The following is a 13,569-nucleotide window of genomic DNA, read 5'->3' as shown; positions in this document are numbered from 1 at the left end:
ACTTGTAACTTAAAAATCCAGCCATTGCGGCTGGATTTTTAACTATTTCGCGTAATTGATTGCTCTCGTTTCGCGGATAACCGTTACTTTCACTTGTCCGGGATAAGTCATTTCGTCCTGGATTTTTTTAGCGATCTCGTACGAAATCTTTTCGGCTTCCGTGTCGGATACTTTCTCGCTACCCACGACAACCCGCAATTCACGGCCTGCCTGTATCGCGTAAGTTTTAACCACACCGTTATAAGAGAGGGCCAAATCTTCCATTTCCTTCAAACGTTTAATGTAAGATTCCACTACTTCCCGTCTAGCTCCCGGACGTGCGCCGGAGATTGCGTCGCAAGCCTGAACGATGGGAGCGATCATCGTGGTCATTTCGATTTCCTCGTGATGAGCCCCGATAGCATTACAGATATCCGGTTTCTCTTTGTACTTTTCTGCTAGACGCATACCGAGAATAGCGTGCGGCAATTCCGGTTCGTCATCAGGCACCTTACCAATATCGTGCAACAATCCGGCGCGTTTCGCTTTTTTCACGTTCAGCCCCAGCTCGGCGGCCATGATGGCGCAGAGATTGGCGGTTTCGCGGGCATGCTGCAACAAATTCTGTCCATAAGAAGAACGGTATTTCATTTTACCAACCAAGCGGATCAGTTCCGGATGTAGTCCATGAATACCTAAATCTATGGTGGTACGTTTTCCGGTCTCGACGATTTCCTCCTCGATTTGTTTCTTTACCTTGTTCACGACTTCCTCGATCCGGGCCGGGTGGATACGTCCGTCCGTCACCAGTTGGTGAAGAGAAAGGCGGGCGATCTCGCGTCTAACCGGGTCGAAGCCGGAAAGAACGATCGCTTCCGGGGTATCATCCACGATGATTTCCACTCCGGTTGCGGCTTCCAAGGCACGGATATTACGTCCTTCACGTCCGATAATACGTCCCTTGATCTCGTCCGAGTCGATATGGAAAATAGAGACAGCGTTTTCCGTTGCCGTTTCCGTTGCCACCCGTTGAATGGTTTTTACCACGATTTTCTTTGCCTCCATGTTTGCCGTCATTTTTGCCTCTTCCATGATCTCGTTCACGTATGACATGGCTTCCGTTTCGGCTTCATCTTTCAAAGAACTGATTAATTTTTCTTTTGCCTGATCGGCAGACATTCCGGAAATTGCTTCCAGTTGTTCGATCTGCTGTTTTTTGAATTTATCCAGTTCAGCGTGTTTTTTCTCGAATAATTCTTTTTGTACTTCCAACGTTTCCAGTTGTGTTTCCGCTTCTTTGATTTTTCGTTGGCATTCTTCCATTTTGCGAGCTAGCTCGGCATCTTTTTGTTTTAACTTGTTTTCGGCGAGAAGAATCTTGCTGTTGCGGGCGTTCACTTGTTTCTCGTGTTCCGCCTTGATTTGCAGGAATTTCTCTTTCGCTTGCAGAATCTTGTCCTTCTTGATCACTTCCGCCTCTGCTTCCGCTTCTTTGATGATGTTTTTGCTCCTGTATTTCAAGGTCATGTTGATTAGCAGGTATCCGATTATTAATCCTACCACTAAAGCAATAACACCGGTAATTATTATTGTTATCATATTCGTAACTTGAATTTATAGTTGTTATATAATATTTGGTGTTTTTTGTTCAAACAAAAAACCCGCACTATTTCTCTTTAAAAAACCCCTGTTAGACACGGGTAGAGCTGCCGTCAGATTCAGGCTTCCACCGTCCCGAAGGAACCCCGAAGGGTTGAGGCCTGCCTTTGGCTAACTAAGCTTCACTCTAATTGGTTAAGTGTTGAGTTTTCCAGTTAAATACGAAATAATGCGGGTATATCTATTTCCTTTTCAAAGAACTCTTCTTTAATTTTACTCTTTCACAACTTCATCCAGCCGGCTACTAATCCTCTTCACCTCGTCCAAAATCGGCTCGATGTCGTTTCGTTTTTCAATTTCCAGCAATTCTACCGTGAATTGTAACGCGGTAACGGCTAGAAAATCAACGGGATCAGCAGTTGCGTACTTTTCCCTATATTTTGCGATCTTACTATTAATTCGTTTGGCAGCATTCCTGAACATTTCTTCCTCTTCTCTCTCTACACTCAGGGCGCATGGCCTACCGGCTATATTCAGCGTAATAGTAAGTTTATCATTCATATCTAATTATTCAAAAGAGCAATACATTTATCAATCTCCCGCACAAGCTGGCTTATTCTGTTCTTGGCCTCGGAACTTCCTTCTCCGGTCGAGATAGCGGTCGCCACCTTCAATGTCTTGATTTCTTCATGTAATTTCATGTTCTCGCTTTTCATTTGCTCGATCCGGCCCCGAAGTTCTTTAATCTCCGAATCCTTCTCTCTGTTTTTGTCCAGCGAGGATATATATAGTTTTATCAGTCGTTCAACTTTTATGTTTAGCTCGTTAATAACGGCATCTTGTTTTGCTGTCATAACATAATCTTTACACCACAAAGATAAAATAATTTCTTTTAAATATCAAGAGTGTTATTAATTTTGCGGAGGATTTAATTGATTTTTTATGACAAATAAAATAATGTGGAGAGGATTTGGAGTATGGAGTGTGATGTTACTCCTTTTATCATCAAATATTTGCGCGCAGACGGATACTTTGCTTTACCCGTTGAAAAATATTCCGTTGTTGAGTGGAAATTTTGGTGAATTGAGGGCAACTCATTTGCATTCCGGGTTAGATTTCAAGACCGGGGGACGTGAGGGGTTGCCCGTGATCTGCGTGAAAGACGGGGTCGTGGCCCGGATAAGAGTTTCGGCCACGGGATACGGGAACGCCCTGTACCTCGAGCATGAAGGGGGAATTACCACGGTGTATGGTCATTTGAATCGTTTTGTGCCCAAGGTGGCCGCGGTTGTACGGGAGATACAATATAATAAGGAGTCTTTTGAGATAGATGAGAACATGCTCGCCCGGGGAATTCGTTTTCGTGCGGGTGACACTATTGCTTATAGCGGGAATACCGGTTCTTCCGGTGGACCGCATTTACATTTCGAGGTACGGGACACGAAAAGTGAACATGCTTTGAATCCCCTGCGTTTTCTTTCCGTGAAGGACGAAACGGGACCTAGTGTGCGGGGCGTGTATGTTTATTCGTTTTCCAGGGAAGGCGTGAGGAACGTTCCTCGTCGGGTAGAAGTGAAGAATATCGGAAACCGGGTGTTTCAGGGAGGAAAAATCGGAATTCCGGCGGGTCGGGTTGGGATCGGGGTACAGTCCGACGATTACATGAAAGATTCGTGGAATAAACTCGGGGTATACGATTTAAAAGTGTCCGTCGATGACAAAGAGGTTTTCCACATGACCATGAACGAACTTTCCTTTGACCAGACTTATCTGGTGAATGAGCTAAAAGATTTCCACCAGTACCGGGAGGGACGGCTTGTTTACACTACTTGCGGGAATTATCAAGATCGTTTGCTATCCGTGAATAACCGGGATAAAGGTTTTGTTCTTGTCGAGAAAGATAGCATGGTGGATGTCGCAGTGGATTTGCGGGATATTAACGGAAATCGTTCAAGAATCAAGTTTCAATTATTAGGCAAGGCGGCTTCCCCGGAGCTGGTATTAAAAGCGGGCGAACAGTTGTTGAAGAATGACCGGGAAAATCATTTGCAAAAAGGGATTTATGCCCTCTATCTGGAAGCGGATGCCTTGTCTTATCCGGTGGTTTGCCAGCCGAAGGTCTGTTCGCGGCTAAAAGATAGCACGGAGAAAATAACGGTATTTTCCACCGGAAAACAGATGTATCCCTTGCTTAAAAATGCCCGCTTGACGGTGAACGGGGAGTTCTCTGATAAATCCGTGATCTGCCTGTTGGAAAAGAATGGCCGTTTTTCCGCGTTGAAGACGAAGCGGACTGCTGACGGGCTAGAGGCTTCTCCACGGGTGTTGGGGGAATATACGGTTCGTCAGGACACGACGGCCCCGGTTATTATTTATGCCGGACGGGCCGGGCGGCAAATCCGGTTCCGGATTGTTGACGATCTGTCGGGGATCGCTTCTTACCGGGTGGAGGTGAACGGGAAATGGTGCCTGTTCACGTATGACGCTAAGAATCGCCTGTTGGAAGGAGATGTGAACGAACCGGTTTTCGTGAACGGGAAAAACCGGTTGGTGTTGAAGGTGACGGATGTCGTGGGGAATGAATCGGTTTTTGAAACCAATATCTCACACGCTCGCATATCCGCTCGGTGAAAAATGATTCAGCTGCTCGTCGCCGAAGAACAGATACACGTGTAGAGGAGTTCCGTCCGGTTGTCCGGCGATAGGAATGTTCACGGTCACGCTGCTGTCGCCTCTGCGTGCGGGAATGTCTTTGATTAATTGAGGCGAATCCGGCAACGAGTCGTAAAAGTAGCCGATGAATACCCGTTCTGCCAGATATGCTTCCGAGCGATCCTCGTCGTTTTTCCAGTGAATCGTGACTTGCCACCCGTCTCTCTCTATTCCCGTGATCAGCGGGGCATCGAGCGTCCCTACCGAAAAACGGAAGGTCGGGAAGGCCCACACCCCGACTCCCGGACGGAGGCATCCCCCGTTCGTGGCGTGAAACAGCGAATCACTCTTGCTCATGTTCGTTTCTCTCGCCATGACCCGCCAGATAGGCAGGTCGCCTATGGCCAAACGATAAACTTTCCACATCTTCCGGGCGATAGTGAAACGTTCCACTCCCTTTTTTTCGCCTTCTGCTTTTGTTTTCTTGGGGCCTCGTTTGGATTTGCATTTCCGTAACGTGTTCCCGTACATGTAATAAGTAAACCCGTCAGCCCGAACGGGTCCTTTAGCCAGTAAAGCTGCAAGAAGTGGTGAGATATTATCCATTTTATGCCTGATTAGGTGGTTTATAACTGATTAATTCCGGTACAATAGTACTAAAAATCTTTTAAATATCCAATAATTACTCTTTATGAATCTTATTATAATAGGGTTTATAAAGGGTTCATATAGGGTTCGTATAGGGTTCATGAAACAATTTGTCCGAAATTCATCAAGAATTAATGATGTATTTATTTCTGAAAACAGGCTATAAAGGATTGTTTTTGTCAATTACTTTCAGTATGTTTGTCGAGAGAAACAATAAAAAAACGAGGATATGGCAGAACTCATGAATCCTATCGGGAAAATTAGAGGAAAATTCGGGAATGTGATTGCTTACGTGGGGGCTAACGGGAAGAATTATTGCAAGGGGGCGGAGGTGAGCCGAAAGCCTGCCCAGGAATCCCAAAAACAACAGTCTGTAGCTTTCGGGACCGTGGTGCGGGAAGGGAGATGGCTGAGACCGGCCATTCGTTTGGGATTTCCGGGAGATAACGGCTATCCCAAGGGTGCTAATGGCTTCTCCAGTGTGAACGTGCCGGGTGCGGTCACGGTGGAACGAATTAATCCGGATAAGCTGATCCGTCGGCGTAAAAAAGCGGTCCGAGAGTTCCGGGGAGTCATTGATTACGATAAGTTGCGGGTAGCGGCCGGGGCGTTGGTAACTCCGATTCTTACGATCGAAGTCGATGAGGAAAACCGTGCGGTTGCTTTTGAGCATCAGAAATTCCCGCTGAACACGATTGGTCGTTTGCTGGACGACAAAATATTTGGCGTGCTTTTTTACCCGCTCAACCACCGCTGCCGTGTCGTGGAGCTGGGAGTGCGGGGTGAGACTTTTAACGTGAAGGTCAATTTCCCGGAAGAAGCCCAGGTTGCCGGGCTTGTTGTTTATGTTTTTGCCACGACAGCTACCGGAAAGGACGCTTCGAATTCCGTGTGTTTGCGGAAACCGTTGTAAATAAAAGGTGTTTATGGGCGAGTTCGTTGCTTGAATGTCATGTGTCTGGTGATGATAGGTGGGTTGAAATTGATAAGGAGTGTTTTGAAATGTCATGCAAATGTTGTACATTTGTTTGAAATCAAAAAGGAAAATAATGACTTTAATTGCGAACCCGATATATGATGTCGTTTTCAAATTCTTGATGGAGGATGAGCGTGTAGCGAAAATGCTTCTTTCTGCCTTGTTGAAGAAAGAAATCGTGACGTTACAGATGCGGCAACATGAGTATACCTCGGTGATGCAGAACCGAATCTCGTCGTTTCGCATGGATTTCTCTGCAAAGATCAAGGAACCGGACGGTGACGAACACATGGTTTTGATTGAGTTGCAGAAAACGTGGTTGGCAACAGAAACCTTGCGTTTCCGGCAATACTTGGGAACTCAGTACTTGAGCAAGACAAGTATGTGCGAAGATGACCCTCGTTTCGGTTTGCCGATCATTTCGATTTACATTCTTGGGCATTTGTTAGGGGACTTACAGGAACCTGTGATTTATGTCCGTAGGCGTTATCTCGATTATGACGATCGGGTGATTGAACAAAAAGATCCTTTTATTGAGAGCCTGACGCATGATAGTATTATCGTGCAGATCCCTTGCTTGAAGGGACGGACGCGGACCCGACTGGAACGATTGCTTAACGTTTTTGATCAAGATTACCAGATGGATGAAAATGCGCACTTGTTAGAGATAAACGAGGATATTTTTGTCGGGGAGGAGCAACTTATCGTGACTCGTTTGCTGAAGGCTGGGGTGGCTCCTGATGTCCGTCGTGCTATGGAGGTCGAGGATGAAATCCTGTCGGAAATCGAGGCTCGTGACACGTTGATAATGCAGAAAGAGCAGGAGATCGAGAGAAAATCTCAGGAGATTGAACAAAAAGCTAGAGAATTGCGACAACGGGAAGAACAGGTGAAAAATATAACCCGAATGTTAAAGGCTTCGGGTATGTCTGAAGAGAAAATATTGGAGATGCTTGCATCTCCAATCGGATAATAAAGAGATTTGAATATGGGAATAGAAGAAGCAAAACAATTGGCAAAACAGGGCAGGAGAGAAGACGCTATCGCGATGCTTCAACAGATGTTGGAAAAGAACGAGGGTGAACGTGAATTGGTGTTGTTGGAGTTGGGAGCTGTTTATTATGCCATGGGGAACACGACACAAGCCTTGAATCATCTGAATGAAGTGATGCGGATCAACCCGGAAAACATGAAGGCGAAGAATTATTTGGATATGATCAACGGGATACTTAATTATTTTTGCAAGGATTTGTTGAACCCGTGAAAAGGTTTTATTAAATTGAAGTTTTAAATGAATTGAGGGCGAATCTTTCGGCCTCAATTCATTTAAAAATGGTTGTCATCCCGGGTTGGCCTCAAACTCTTCCATGGTGATACATTTAAATATAAGCTTTGTTCGGATCGCTTGTTGTCCGGGGGGCCGGGGTGTATATGAAAGCCAGTGTCATTAAGAATTCGGCATATTTATCAATAAAGACGTGATTTTTGCCGATGGATCTTAATAGTGAGTGGCTTTGAGTGTTTAAAATGAGATATTATTTTCATATCTCGATTAATTGATTTATCTTTGCAGCCAGTTTTTCGAATTGTTAAATATAAACTTCAATCCGCTTGAAAGGGGGTGGTCAATTATTTTTGAGATAGTAAAGAATGTACATATATTTAGTTCGTTAGCAGCATGTTGATGTGTTGCAAAGTTTTTGTATTATAATAAAGTATTCATTTTTTAAAATTAAAAATCATGATAATTGTACCATTAAAAGAAGGCGAAAATATTGAGAGAGCATTGAAGAAATTCAAGAGAAAATTCGAAAAAACCGGCGTTATTAAAGAGCTGAGAGATCGTCAGGCTTTCACGAAGCCGTCTATTCGCAACAGAGTTGCTCGGATGAAGGCTATTTATCGTCAATCTTTACAACAAGCAGAAGAATAATCGATCACTTTCTTTGTTTTTCCAAACAAAAGGCGTAACTTGCTTACGTCTTTAAAATAGTAGGAATGATGCAGATAGAGAGGTTTTTGAAGTATTTGAGCGACGTGAAACGTTATTCCGTTCACACGATAACTGCTTATAAAACTGATTTGTACCAGTTCTACGAATTCTGTGGATTAAAAAAAAGTGATGAGAATTTTTCCCGGATAACGACCAAGCTTGTGAGAGCATGGATCGTCGCGGAGATGAGGGGGGACTTGAGTGCTGCAGGGGATAAGTTGAGTGCTGCCTCTGGCAAACGTAAGTTGAGTAGCGTGAAGGCGTTTTTCCGTTTTCTGGTAAAAGAAAAGGTGGTAAAGGAGAATCCCGCTGAAGGTATCAGCGGGCCGAAGCTACCGAAGCGATTACCGGTTTTCGTGAGAGAAGAGGATATGGAAAACACGTTGAACGACGCGGAAAAGGGAGAGGGTTTCTCCGGTTTGAGAAACTTCCTGATTTTGTTGATGGCTTACGATACTGGAATGAGACGTTCTGAAATTGTTGGATTGAAAGTTGAAGATGTTGATCTTTCACGGCGTTGTATTCGTGTTCACGGTAAGGGAGGAAAAGAGCGGGAGATTCCGATCGTGAGCGAGTTGATGCAGGACGTGGAGTGTTATCTGGAAACCAGAAAGCGTATCGTTGAACAAGAACATGGTATGTTTTTCGTGACGGATAAAGGAGATCCGATCTACGCGAATTTTGTCTACCGCTTGGTGACGAAAGAGCTGGGGGAGCATACTTCTTTGTCAAAGCGCAGCCCGCACGTGTTGAGGCATTCTTTTGCCACGCACCTGTTGGATAACGGGGCGCCAATCCAGGGGATCAAGGAGTTGCTCGGACATTCTAGTTTGGCTGCCACTCAGGTGTATACTCACAATTCGGTGGAAAAGATGTTGAAGATTTTTAAACAAGCTCACCCGCGAGCATAAATTATAGGAGGAAACGATATGGAAATTAGAATTAATCCTGTAGGTTTTTCAGTGAATCCAGTGCTGGAGGATTTCATCAACAAGAAATTTTCGAAATTGGAAAAGTACCATGACGGTATTATGGGGGTGGATGTTACTTTGAAGTTGGAAAAGGATGACCACCTTGAAAATAAACTGACCGAGGTGCATGTTGATGTCAAAGGGCAGGACGTGTTCGCTAAAAAGAACGCGAAAACCTTTGAAGAGACGGTTGACGAATTGTACGATGTATTGAAGAGACAACTCGTTAAAGTAAAAGAAAAAAGAGAAAATTAAGAAAAATGATCTCATTTATTGTGAGATATGATTTTTAATTTGTACATTTGCAAGCCAAATTAAATGGGTTTTCTCGCACTTGCTTGATTAAGATTCAGGAAAACAGCGAGTTACTTGCATGGAATTGAGTTATTGAGATAAATTGTTTAATAATAAAAATTGTTTTAGAGTTATGGCTAAAGAACATTTTGACAGGTCCAAACCACACGTAAATATTGGTACTATCGGTCACGTTGACCACGGTAAAACTACTTTGACGGCTGCTATCACTACGGTATTAGCGAAAAAAGGTCTTTCTGAATTGCGTTCATTCGATTCTATTGATAACGCTCCTGAAGAAAAAGAAAGAGGTATCACCATTAATACTTCTCACGTAGAATATCAGACTGCAAATCGTCACTATGCACACGTTGACTGTCCGGGACACGCCGACTATGTAAAGAACATGGTAACTGGTGCTGCTCAGATGGACGGTGCTATCTTGGTTTGTGCCGCTACCGATGGTCCGATGCCTCAGACCCGTGAGCACATCCTTTTAGCTCGTCAGGTAAACGTTCCGAGAATCGTTGTGTTCTTGAACAAGGTGGATATGGTGGATGACCCAGAAATGTTGGAATTGGTTGAGATGGAAGTTCGCGAATTGTTGTCTTTCTATCAATATGACGGTGACAATACTCCGGTGATCTTGGGTTCTGCTCTTGGTGCATTGAACGGAGAAGCAAAATGGGAAGAGAAAGTAATGGAGTTGATGGACGCTGTTGACAACTGGATCGAGTTGCCGCAACGTGCAGTAGACAAAGCGTTCTTGATGCCTGTTGAGGACGTGTTCTCTATCACTGGTCGTGGAACTGTTGCTACCGGTCGTATCGAAACTGGTATCGTTCACACGGGTGATGAGTTGGAAATTATCGGTTTGGGTGCTGACGGTAAGAAAACCGTATGTACCGGAGTTGAAATGTTCCGTAAGATTCTTGACGAAGGTCAAGCTGGTGATAACGTTGGTTTGTTGCTTCGTGGTATCGATAAAGACGAGATCAAACGTGGTATGGTATTGGCAAAACCGGGTTCTGTTAAACCGCATGCTAAATTCAAAGCTGAGGTTTATATCTTGAAAAAAGAAGAAGGTGGTCGTCACACTCCGTTCCACAACAGATACAGACCTCAGTTCTATATCCGTACTTTGGACGTTACCGGTGAAATCACTCTTCCGGAAGGACGCGAGATGGTAATGCCTGGTGATAACTTGACGATCTCTGTTGAGTTGATCACTCCGGTTGCTTGTTCAGTAGGTTTGCGTTTCGCTATCCGTGAGGGTGGTAGAACCGTAGGTGCTGGTCAGATTACCGAAATTCTTGAATGATTCAAGGAATAGAATAAAATAGGGCCGGCCTCGGTCGGCCCACATACGGGAGTGGCTCAGTTGGTAGAGCATCGGTCTCCAAAACCGAGGGTCGGGAGTTCGAACCTCTCCTCCCGTGCAACTTAAAAATAGAACAAATGAAAATTAAGACTTATATATCAGATGTTTATAACGAGCTGGTTAATAAAGTAACTTGGCCTACATGGTCTGAGCTCCAGAGTAGTGCAACGATTGTGATGATCGCTTCCGTTATCATAGCTCTTTGCATTTTCGCGATGGACTTTTCGTTCAGACACATTGTGACCGGTATATATAATTTGTTTTACTAAAAATCTTGGGGGTCTGACATGGCTGAAATGAAAAAAAGATGGTATGTACTTCGAACCATTGGAGGTAAAGAGAAGAAAGTAAAGGAGTACATCGAAAACGAAATCGCCAGTTTAGGGCTTCAGGATTACGTTTCACAGGTTTTGGTACCTGCCGAGAAGGTGTATCAAGTGCGCAACGGGAAAAAGTATAGCAGTGAGCGAAATCTTTATCCGGGTTACGTATTGATCGAGGCCGCGCTCGTTGGAGAAATCCCCCACATACTTCGTGACATCACGAATGTGATAGGCTTCCTGGGAGAGACCAAAGGAGGAGACCCTGTACCGATGCGTCAAGCAGAGGTAAACCGAATTCTGGGTACGGTGGATGAACTTGCGGAACAACCAGAAGAAATAAGTATCCCTTATTTCGTGGGCGAGTCGGTTAAAGTGACTGACGGACCGTTTAATGGTTTTACCGGTGTGATAGAGGAGGTGAATACCGACAAGAAACGCTTGAAAGTAATTGTCAAGATTTTCGGACGGAAAACGCCACTCGAATTAAGTTTCATGCAGGTAGAAAAAGAATAACAATTATTTGATTAAAAACAATCATGGCAAAACAAGTTGAAGCTATTATCAAGCTGCAAATTAAAGCCGGAGCTGCAAACCCGTCTCCTCCAGTAGGACCGGCGCTAGGTTCTAAGGGAGTCAATATCATGGACTTCTGTAAGCAATTTAACGCTAGAACTCAGGAGCAGGCAGGAAAGATCATCCCGGTAATTATACAGGTGTATGGTGATAAATCGTTTGATTTTATTACAAAACAACCTCCTGTTGCTATTCAACTTTTGGAAGTCGCTAAAATCAAATCCGGTTCCGCAGAGCCCAATCGTAAGAAGGTGGCTTCTATCACTTGGGAACAAGTGAAGGGAATTGCTACGGACAAGATGAAAGATTTGAACGCTTTTGAAATCGAGAAAGCAATGAGTATGGTAGCTGGTACTGCCAGAAGTATGGGTATAACCGTAACCGGTGACAGACCTTTTTAATGAACTTGTAACACTTCAAACGTAATGAGTAAACTGACAAAAAATAAGAAGTTAGCTTTAGCGAAGATCGAAGGTGGAAAAGTATATTCTATCGACGAGGCCGCACAGCTTGTGAAGGAAGTGACTTTCACGAAGTTTGATGCGTCAGTTGACATGGACGTTCGACTGGGTGTAGACCCGCGTAAAGCCAATCAAATGGTGCGCGGCGTGTGTACTTTACCTCACGGTACCGGTAAACAAGTAAGAGTTTTGGTTTTGTGTACGCCTGACAAGGTGGAAGAAGCTAAAGCAGCCGGTGCGGATTACGTGGGTTTGGATGAATATATCGAGAAATTGAAAGGCGGTTGGACCGATATCGATATTATCATCACGATGCCTTCTGTAATGGGTAAAGTCGGTGCTCTTGGTAGAATTTTGGGTCCTCGTGGATTGATGCCTAACCCGAAAAGCGGTACTGTAACCCCGGAAATCGGGAAAGCTGTTACCGAGGTTAAGGCGGGTAAGATCGACTTTAAAGTTGACAAATTCGGTATTATTCACGCTTCTATTGGTAAAGTTACATTCGAGCCGAACAAGATTATGGAGAACGCGATAGAATTCTTGAACGTGATCAATAAATTGAAACCGGCAGCCGCGAAGGGTACTTATATCAAGAGCGTGTATCTGTCAAGTACGATGAGTCCCGGTATTCAAGTAGACCAAAAGACTTTACTTGATTAATGTAGTAATCTAAAAAGGACTTCAGTAGTATGAAAAAAGAAGATAAAAAAGTCGTAATAGAAACCTTGACGGAGCAAGTGAATTCTTACAAGCACTTGTATGTTAGTGACATTTCCGGTCTTGACGCTGTCGACACACAGGCTTTGCGTCGGGCTTGTTTTGATGCCAACATCAAACTGGTGCAGGTGAAAAATACTTTGCTGAGAAAGGCTTTGGAAAACGCTAACAACAATTACGAGGAGATTTTCTCCGCGTTGAAAGGCGATAGCGCGATCATGTTGTGTGATACCGGAAACGGTCCCGCGAAACTGATCAAAGAATTTCGTAAGAAGAAAGATAAGCCGGTATTCAAGGCTGCTTTCGTTGAGGAATGTAGTTATGTTGGCGAGGATCAGCTTGAATCGTTGATTAGTATCAAGTCTAAGGAAGAGTTGATTGCAGACATCATCGCGATGTTGCAAGCACCGATGCAGAATGTTATTTCCGCATTGCAATCCGGACAAAATACAATCGCTGGTGTTGTTAAAACACTTTCTGAAAAAGAATAATTTTATAGTTTAGTTAACAAACAATTTTAAATAGTATAGAAATGGCAGATTTGAAAAAACTTGCAGAAGAGCTAGTAAACCTTACCGTAAAAGACGTAAAAGAATTAGCTGATATTTTAAAAGAAGAGTACGGAATCGAACCTGCAGCAGCTGCTGTAGCTGTTGCTGCTCCTGCAGCTGGTGGTGCTGCTGCCGCTGAAGCAGAGCAAACAGAATTCGATGTAATTCTTAAATCAGCTGGTGCTGCTAAATTAGCTGTTGTTAAGTTAGTAAAAGAATTGACCGGTCTTGGTTTGAAAGAGGCTAAAGAAGTAGTTGACAAGGCTCCGGCTCCATTGAAAGAAAAAGTTTCTAAAGAAGAAGCTAACACACTGAAAGCTCAATTAGAAGAAGCAGGAGCTGAAGTTGAACTTAAATAAAGTATAAAACCGGTCGGTTTTCAGGTTTAGAGTCTCATGTGGACTCTAAACCATTTTGTTGTTATGATTGTTTAGGTTCAAAAAAAATAATA

General features: G+C 43.9%; 18 protein-coding genes and 1 tRNA gene. 15 read left to right on the top strand and 4 right to left on the bottom strand.

The features are described from left to right. Nucleotides 1-42 precede the first annotated feature (42 nt). The 3 genes from rny to DWW52_RS15835 all read right to left on the bottom strand — a co-directional run bounded on the left by rny (nucleotide 43) and on the right by DWW52_RS15835 (nucleotide 2,432). The gene (rny, locus tag DWW52_RS15845; RefSeq protein WP_118716484.1) at nucleotides 43-1,578 is read right to left on the bottom strand and encodes a ribonuclease Y; all 1,536 of its coding nucleotides are present in this window, start codon (nucleotides 1,576-1,578) and stop codon (nucleotides 43-45) included. Between the two features lie 273 nt (nucleotides 1,579-1,851). Next, on the bottom strand, nucleotides 1,852-2,139 hold the full coding sequence (locus DWW52_RS15840) for a cell division protein ZapA (RefSeq protein WP_118716483.1): 288 nt from the start codon (nucleotides 2,137-2,139) through the stop codon (nucleotides 1,852-1,854). Nucleotides 2,140-2,141: 2 nt separating this feature from the next. After that, nucleotides 2,142-2,432: a hypothetical protein gene (locus DWW52_RS15835; protein WP_118716482.1), complete on the bottom strand. Its 291-nt coding sequence runs from the start codon at nucleotides 2,430-2,432 to the stop codon at nucleotides 2,142-2,144. Between the two features lie 88 nt (nucleotides 2,433-2,520). On the opposite strand from DWW52_RS15835, the gene DWW52_RS15830 reads away from it, so the two are divergent. Next, complete coding sequence (locus DWW52_RS15830; protein WP_118716481.1) at nucleotides 2,521-4,209, top strand: M23 family metallopeptidase; 1,689 nt, start codon at nucleotides 2,521-2,523, stop codon at nucleotides 4,207-4,209. Here the strand turns inward: DWW52_RS15830 and DWW52_RS15825 are convergent. Then, the gene (locus tag DWW52_RS15825) at nucleotides 4,183-4,836 is read right to left on the bottom strand and encodes a hypothetical protein (protein ID WP_233556940.1); all 654 of its coding nucleotides are present in this window, start codon (nucleotides 4,834-4,836) and stop codon (nucleotides 4,183-4,185) included. The genes DWW52_RS15830 and DWW52_RS15825 overlap by 27 nt on opposite strands. Nucleotides 4,837-5,107: 271 nt before the next feature. On the opposite strand from DWW52_RS15825, the gene DWW52_RS15820 reads away from it, so the two are divergent. From DWW52_RS15820 to rplL, 14 genes are all read left to right on the top strand, one after another. Beyond that, on the top strand, nucleotides 5,108-5,791 hold the full coding sequence (locus DWW52_RS15820; protein WP_118716480.1) for a hypothetical protein: 684 nt from the start codon (nucleotides 5,108-5,110) through the stop codon (nucleotides 5,789-5,791). 136 nt (nucleotides 5,792-5,927) lie between these two features. Next, entirely contained in the window at nucleotides 5,928-6,827 is a 900-nt protein-coding gene (locus DWW52_RS15815) for a hypothetical protein (RefSeq protein WP_118716518.1), read from the top strand. Nucleotides 6,828-6,842: 15 nt separating this feature from the next. Next, nucleotides 6,843-7,118, top strand: a complete 276-nt coding sequence (locus DWW52_RS15810) for a tetratricopeptide repeat protein (RefSeq protein WP_118716479.1) — start codon at nucleotides 6,843-6,845, stop codon at nucleotides 7,116-7,118. 477 nt (nucleotides 7,119-7,595) lie between these two features. Next, a complete protein-coding gene (gene rpsU, locus DWW52_RS15805) occupies nucleotides 7,596-7,787 on the top strand; it encodes a 30S ribosomal protein S21 (protein WP_118716478.1) in 192 nt (63 codons plus the stop codon). A 65-nt stretch (nucleotides 7,788-7,852) separates the two neighbouring features. Then, complete coding sequence (locus tag DWW52_RS15800) at nucleotides 7,853-8,758, top strand: tyrosine-type recombinase/integrase (RefSeq protein ID WP_118716477.1); 906 nt, start codon at nucleotides 7,853-7,855, stop codon at nucleotides 8,756-8,758. An 18-nt stretch (nucleotides 8,759-8,776) separates the two neighbouring features. Then, a complete protein-coding gene (gene hpf, locus DWW52_RS15795; protein ID WP_118716476.1) occupies nucleotides 8,777-9,073 on the top strand; it encodes a ribosome hibernation-promoting factor, HPF/YfiA family in 297 nt (98 codons plus the stop codon). Between the two features lie 172 nt (nucleotides 9,074-9,245). Next, on the top strand, nucleotides 9,246-10,433 hold the full coding sequence (tuf, locus tag DWW52_RS15790) for an elongation factor Tu (RefSeq protein ID WP_118716475.1): 1,188 nt from the start codon (nucleotides 9,246-9,248) through the stop codon (nucleotides 10,431-10,433). 45 nt (nucleotides 10,434-10,478) lie between these two features. Then, a tRNA-Trp gene (locus DWW52_RS15785) sits at nucleotides 10,479-10,551 on the top strand. A 19-nt stretch (nucleotides 10,552-10,570) separates the two neighbouring features. After that, the gene (gene secE, locus DWW52_RS21390) at nucleotides 10,571-10,762 is read left to right on the top strand and encodes a preprotein translocase subunit SecE (RefSeq protein WP_118716474.1); all 192 of its coding nucleotides are present in this window, start codon (nucleotides 10,571-10,573) and stop codon (nucleotides 10,760-10,762) included. Between the two features lie 18 nt (nucleotides 10,763-10,780). Next, nucleotides 10,781-11,329: a transcription termination/antitermination protein NusG gene (gene nusG, locus DWW52_RS15775; RefSeq protein WP_087420801.1), complete on the top strand. Its 549-nt coding sequence runs from the start codon at nucleotides 10,781-10,783 to the stop codon at nucleotides 11,327-11,329. Between the two features lie 23 nt (nucleotides 11,330-11,352). Next, complete coding sequence (gene rplK, locus DWW52_RS15770) at nucleotides 11,353-11,790, top strand: 50S ribosomal protein L11 (RefSeq protein WP_118716473.1); 438 nt, start codon at nucleotides 11,353-11,355, stop codon at nucleotides 11,788-11,790. 24 nt (nucleotides 11,791-11,814) lie between these two features. Continuing rightward, a complete protein-coding gene (rplA, locus tag DWW52_RS15765; RefSeq protein WP_118716472.1) occupies nucleotides 11,815-12,510 on the top strand; it encodes a 50S ribosomal protein L1 in 696 nt (231 codons plus the stop codon). 29 nt (nucleotides 12,511-12,539) lie between these two features. Then, nucleotides 12,540-13,058 carry a 50S ribosomal protein L10 gene (gene rplJ / locus DWW52_RS15760; RefSeq protein ID WP_118716471.1) on the top strand — a complete coding sequence of 173 codons (519 nt, stop codon included), beginning with the start codon at nucleotides 12,540-12,542 and terminating at the stop codon, nucleotides 13,056-13,058. A gap of 41 nt (nucleotides 13,059-13,099) precedes the next feature. Beyond that, nucleotides 13,100-13,477 carry a 50S ribosomal protein L7/L12 gene (rplL, locus tag DWW52_RS15755; protein ID WP_118716470.1) on the top strand — a complete coding sequence of 126 codons (378 nt, stop codon included), beginning with the start codon at nucleotides 13,100-13,102 and terminating at the stop codon, nucleotides 13,475-13,477. The last annotated feature ends 92 nt before the right edge of the window (nucleotides 13,478-13,569 follow it).

The organism is Odoribacter sp. AF15-53, assembly GCF_003479425.1.
Classification (GTDB): domain Bacteria; phylum Bacteroidota; class Bacteroidia; order Bacteroidales; family Marinifilaceae; genus Butyricimonas.
Note: the sequence above shows the minus strand (reverse complement) of the source record. Positions and strands in the feature narration are given on the sequence as shown.

Excerpts from the sequence above, each read along its gene's own strand:
- DWW52_RS15810 (WP_118716479.1), top strand. The coding sequence starts at position 6,843 with ATGGGAATAGAAGAAGCAAAACAATTGGCAAAACAGGGCAGGAGAGAA.
- tuf (WP_118716475.1), top strand. The coding sequence starts at position 9,246 with ATGGCTAAAGAACATTTTGACAGGTCCAAACCACACGTAAATATTGGT.
- hpf (WP_118716476.1), top strand. The coding sequence starts at position 8,777 with ATGGAAATTAGAATTAATCCTGTAGGTTTTTCAGTGAATCCAGTGCTG.
- rpsU (WP_118716478.1), top strand. The coding sequence starts at position 7,596 with ATGATAATTGTACCATTAAAAGAAGGCGAAAATATTGAGAGAGCATTG.
- rplJ (WP_118716471.1), top strand. The coding sequence starts at position 12,540 with ATGAAAAAAGAAGATAAAAAAGTCGTAATAGAAACCTTGACGGAGCAA.
- DWW52_RS15825 (WP_233556940.1), bottom strand. The coding sequence starts at position 4,836 with ATGGATAATATCTCACCACTTCTTGCAGCTTTACTGGCTAAAGGACCC.
- rny (WP_118716484.1), bottom strand. The coding sequence starts at position 1,578 with ATGATAACAATAATAATTACCGGTGTTATTGCTTTAGTGGTAGGATTA.
- DWW52_RS15820 (WP_118716480.1), top strand. The coding sequence starts at position 5,108 with ATGGCAGAACTCATGAATCCTATCGGGAAAATTAGAGGAAAATTCGGG.
- secE (WP_118716474.1), top strand. The coding sequence starts at position 10,571 with ATGAAAATTAAGACTTATATATCAGATGTTTATAACGAGCTGGTTAAT.
- rplL (WP_118716470.1), top strand. The coding sequence starts at position 13,100 with ATGGCAGATTTGAAAAAACTTGCAGAAGAGCTAGTAAACCTTACCGTA.
- DWW52_RS15815 (WP_118716518.1), top strand. The coding sequence starts at position 5,928 with ATGACTTTAATTGCGAACCCGATATATGATGTCGTTTTCAAATTCTTG.
- nusG (WP_087420801.1), top strand. The coding sequence starts at position 10,781 with ATGGCTGAAATGAAAAAAAGATGGTATGTACTTCGAACCATTGGAGGT.
- rplK (WP_118716473.1), top strand. The coding sequence starts at position 11,353 with ATGGCAAAACAAGTTGAAGCTATTATCAAGCTGCAAATTAAAGCCGGA.
- DWW52_RS15840 (WP_118716483.1), bottom strand. The coding sequence starts at position 2,139 with ATGAATGATAAACTTACTATTACGCTGAATATAGCCGGTAGGCCATGC.
- DWW52_RS15835 (WP_118716482.1), bottom strand. The coding sequence starts at position 2,432 with ATGACAGCAAAACAAGATGCCGTTATTAACGAGCTAAACATAAAAGTT.
- DWW52_RS15830 (WP_118716481.1), top strand. The coding sequence starts at position 2,521 with ATGACAAATAAAATAATGTGGAGAGGATTTGGAGTATGGAGTGTGATG.
- DWW52_RS15800 (WP_118716477.1), top strand. The coding sequence starts at position 7,853 with ATGATGCAGATAGAGAGGTTTTTGAAGTATTTGAGCGACGTGAAACGT.
- rplA (WP_118716472.1), top strand. The coding sequence starts at position 11,815 with ATGAGTAAACTGACAAAAAATAAGAAGTTAGCTTTAGCGAAGATCGAA.